Genomic DNA, 3,823 nt, shown 5'->3' with positions numbered 1-3,823 from the left:
CCGTGCCTCTCTGCCCGCACGGCTCGCAGGAATGCCCCCAGAAGCGCACGAGCCGGAGACGTCGCTGTCCCCTCGAAATTGCGCCCCAGTTCACTCCCGGAACGGATCAACGCCGTGTAACGCGCGCGGGGAGTCTTCTGTCCACTGGAGTGCCACTCCAGATCGGGCAGCCTCCACTCGACAAGTGCGATCACGAGATCAAGCGATTTGGTCACGGACCGCGCACTGTTCCAGATGGTCATCCCCTCAAAACGCCAGTGACCGTCGCCTTGCGATGTGAAGCCTAGGGCACGCAGGGTGTCCGCATCCAGTCTGGGGTCAGACCCACTCCCCCGCTCGACCTCGTCAATGAGTATTTCCGAGATCATGCTGGATGTCCTGTGCGGAGGGGCGTGCATTTTGGGCTACGGATTGGGATCAGCGACCTCAGGGACAACGATCTCCCTGCGACATATGCGGCATTGGAGGCTCGCCGCCACAACCTCCCAGTCCCGCCCAGCGCCCAGCAATCGCCTGCGACATTTGGGGCAGTGCCGTTCATCTCCGCTGCGAGCGAAATCGTATTCTGGACCGATATAGGCACAGATCATGTGGTGGATGACGCGATGACGCTCGACGTCGCCGCTCCTGCAGATGTCGCATTGATCGGGCAGTGGGGGGCTGGTCATCGCAACCGCGCTAGGCGAGATTGAACAGCCACATCAGCCGTCGTGCGATGCTGTCCGTGAACTCGGAGTAATACATGTGGACGCTCACAGTGGAGTTCAGCGTTGGTGGCTGCACTCCCGCATCGAAGCGGACGCGTCCGATCTGGCCTGAATCCGGCTGCCGAAAGACCGACCCGCGACGCGCATCGAGCTGGTCCGAGATGGGAAGGACCTCGGTGAGGGTGGCTGCGTAACGGGTTCTCCCGAAGACGACGAAGACCCGCTGTCCGGGCTTGGGATCAATCATCCTGAAATCGGGAATGTACCAATCGACATAGATGTCCTTGGACAGATAGACCTCGGCGATCGCCGTTGCCGCTGCAATTGTTTCGCCCGCCTGGCGCGTCTGGTTCGAAATAATACCACTCACCGGTGACAGGATGATACCGTCGTTGAATTCCCTCCGGACCTTGTCAAACTGCCCGCGGACTTCCTGTCTCACAGCAGTCAGACGCACCAGCTGCGCCGCCCCCTCCTCGGCTTCCGCTTCCAGCACCACGAGGTTCTGGACCGCCAGGGAGCGCTCCCTGAGCACATCGCTGCGATAGATCAGGCTGGCGGTCCCAAGGTCTGCGCTGCGCTCCAGACGCTGGAAGGCTTCCTCGGCCAACTGCGATCGCGCGCGGGCAGGCTCGATGGCTGCAAGCGAGACGCGTGCCTTGACCCGGAGTTCAATCTCGCGGCCCGTGATATCGGCGAGGGTCTGCAGAAGGCCTGAAGCGACGACTTCGATCTGGGGCGAAATCACCTCGGCGATCGGCGTGCCCTCCTGTACGACCGAGCCCGGCCCCACATCCATCCGCTTGATCTGGACAAGATAGGGCGGCGAAATGACCGTGCGCGGCGCCGAGACCACGCCAGGACCGTCTAGGAAGATCAGCGGCAGACCAAAACTGACAATGAAGAAGCCGAGAACACCGAAAACCAGGGCGGCGTAGATGAAACGGACAATACGTCCCGCGCCCGCACGGCGACTTTCGACCGGGTCTGGAACCCGGGTGTCGAGGCGTTCAATCTCGCGGTTCATGGCGATCGCTCCGTCAAAGATCGGGCGTCAGCAGGGCGCGCCGGACGCGTGGGGGCACGAAGTCGTCGTGGCGCGAGACAGAAAAGAGCAGTTCGCTCGTGAAGGCCCAGAAACGAACCGCCTTCATCAGCAGGCCCTGGTAAATTGGAAAGACCGGAGCGATCAGTACATTGAACAGGCGCGGCTTGTGATTGAACAGCAGGCCGGCCAACGCGATATTGAACAGGTTGAGAGCCAGCAACAGCAGGCTGACTCCGGCAAGGAACGTCAGTGTGGCCGGTCCGAAGAGCACGGTGCAATAGGCAAGATAGAAGGGCAAAGACAGTGTCGGGACCAGATCAAAGATCAGGAAGTCCAGACGCTGCAGCGTATCGGCCAGGCTTTCGGACCTGAAGGGCCAGGCTTCGCGGTACTGGATAAGGCGCACTCGCAGGGCATCTCTATCCCAGCGTTGCCTCTGGCGGGCGAGCGAGATGAACGATTCCGGCGCCATTGTCGCGGCCCAAGCCTCGGGAACGAAGCCGATCCGGTATCCGAAGCGCCGCAGTCTCAGGGTGAACTCGATATCCTCACCTGGCCCGACATCAAGTCCACCACGGTAGAGAAAGATGTCGCGACGATAGAGCGAGCAGGCGCCGGAGGTGCACGAGATGCCCTCGAACTGACGGAGGAATGCCTTTCCAGCACTGATCGACATCAGGTATTCAAGAGCTTGAAGTTCGGTCCAGATCGATGCGCTCTCGTTCTTGACGCTGATGTTGCAGCTCACAGCGGCCATGCGTGGATCTGAGAACGCTGCCGTCATAAGGGCCAGCGCAGTGGGGGCGAAGACGGTGTCTGGATCGACCGTCAGGATCAGGTCGCCGCGCGCGAAACGCGCTCCCGCATTCACGCCGGCGCTGCGCCCACAGCGGTTCGTGTGATGGATCACGAGGTCGATCAGCCCATCCGCGCGAGCGCGCTCGGCGATGGCGAGGGTTTCATCTACCGACCCGTCATCGATCRCAATGATCTCGAAGGGCGGGGATGTCTGGGCGCGCAGCGAGGCGATCGAATGGAGCAGACCATCGGCCCCGTTGAAGGCAGGCATCACGACGCTGACCCGCAGCGCCGGGGCAACGGCATGCGGGCGCTGTCGGCCCAACGTCAGCGCGGTCAGGGAAACCAGGGAAAAGGTATAGCGCGGCACCTCGAAGATCAGGACCGTGAACGCCAGTAGAACCCAATTCGAATACCAGAGTTGGAGAAGGACGTCGCCCATGCCGAATGCCTCCGCTCTCGAGGAGCATCTTCAATCCCGGCGCAAGCCCGGTCAATGTCAGGCAGTGCGCAAAAGTCGCCTGGTCGCGATGTTCGTTACGACGATGGGACCACCGACGTTCGAAGGCAGGCTTGATGCAAGATCCAATGAAGCCGAAGCCCGCCCTTCGACCAATCGAAGTCGCTGAAGCCGGAAGATTCCAGGGAGGTCCACTACGACCGTTAGCAGACGATATGCGTCACCGATCAAACGTCGGCACTCCACCCTCCTGCGACCTTCGGGACGTCCGCTAGTGGTAGGCTCAGGCGGCTTCAAATCGGCGCAGCCAACGGCTGTCGGTCACCGGACGAGCGTTGCTGGCCTGCCACCGCGGCCGGCAGGCATTGGCTCGGGCGATTTGCTGCGGCATCGGTCGCAGTCTCCAGCGCGGGCGACAAAGCCTCCTCGACCCGGATCATGCGCACGGAGTCCAACAGCCGCATCGTGCGGCGCTGTGTGGCGACGGGCGTCACGGCTCGAACGGGCAGGAAGGCACGTAGACGGTCTTCATGTGGGGGTTCTGTTGCAAATTCCCGCGGCGCCATAGAATTTGGTGGTTCGTGCCCTTTCACGCCGCTGCGATAATCTCAAACTGCGCTGCGATGGACGGATTTGGATTGTAGGCGTATCTGGCCTGKCYYTTGCGCATCATGTGAACCATCTCGATACCGGCCAGGGTTGCCGCGGCGCTTTTGAATGATGTGAAGCCAAGCATCGATCGGATTCGCCGTTTGATCCGCCGATGATCCTGCTCGATCCGATTGTTCAGGTATTGGCTTTGCCGGATTC

At 61.4% G+C, this 3,823-nt stretch carries 5 protein-coding genes; all 5 read right to left on the bottom strand.

Going from position 1 to position 3,823, the window contains the following annotated elements:
* On the bottom strand, nucleotides 1–368 hold a 368-nt coding region (locus AC1D34_RS34910; protein WP_476826701.1), incomplete at its 3' end, for a hypothetical protein.
* A gap of 36 nt (nucleotides 369–404) precedes the next feature.
* Nucleotides 405–668 (bottom strand): TackOD1 domain-containing metal-binding protein, encoded by a 264-nt coding sequence (locus tag AC1D34_RS34905; RefSeq protein ID WP_441509156.1) that lies wholly within the window; start codon nucleotides 666–668, stop codon nucleotides 405–407.
* Between the two features lie 10 nt (nucleotides 669–678).
* A complete protein-coding gene (locus tag AC1D34_RS34900; RefSeq protein WP_441509155.1) occupies nucleotides 679–1,734 on the bottom strand; it encodes an HlyD family secretion protein in 1,056 nt (351 codons plus the stop codon).
* A gap of 13 nt (nucleotides 1,735–1,747) precedes the next feature.
* Nucleotides 1,748–2,995 (bottom strand): glycosyltransferase family 2 protein, encoded by a 1,248-nt coding sequence (locus tag AC1D34_RS34895; protein ID WP_476826700.1) that lies wholly within the window; start codon nucleotides 2,993–2,995, stop codon nucleotides 1,748–1,750.
* Nucleotides 2,996–3,602: 607 nt separating this feature from the next.
* Nucleotides 3,603–3,823, bottom strand: a 221-nt coding sequence (locus AC1D34_RS34890) for a DDE-type integrase/transposase/recombinase (protein ID WP_476826699.1), incomplete at its 5' end; no start/stop codon positions are given.

It is taken from the genome of Allobosea sp. P1_A7, assembly GCF_056406775.1.
The sequence above is the reverse complement of the archived record's forward strand: the minus strand, read 5'-3'. Positions and strand labels throughout refer to the sequence as shown.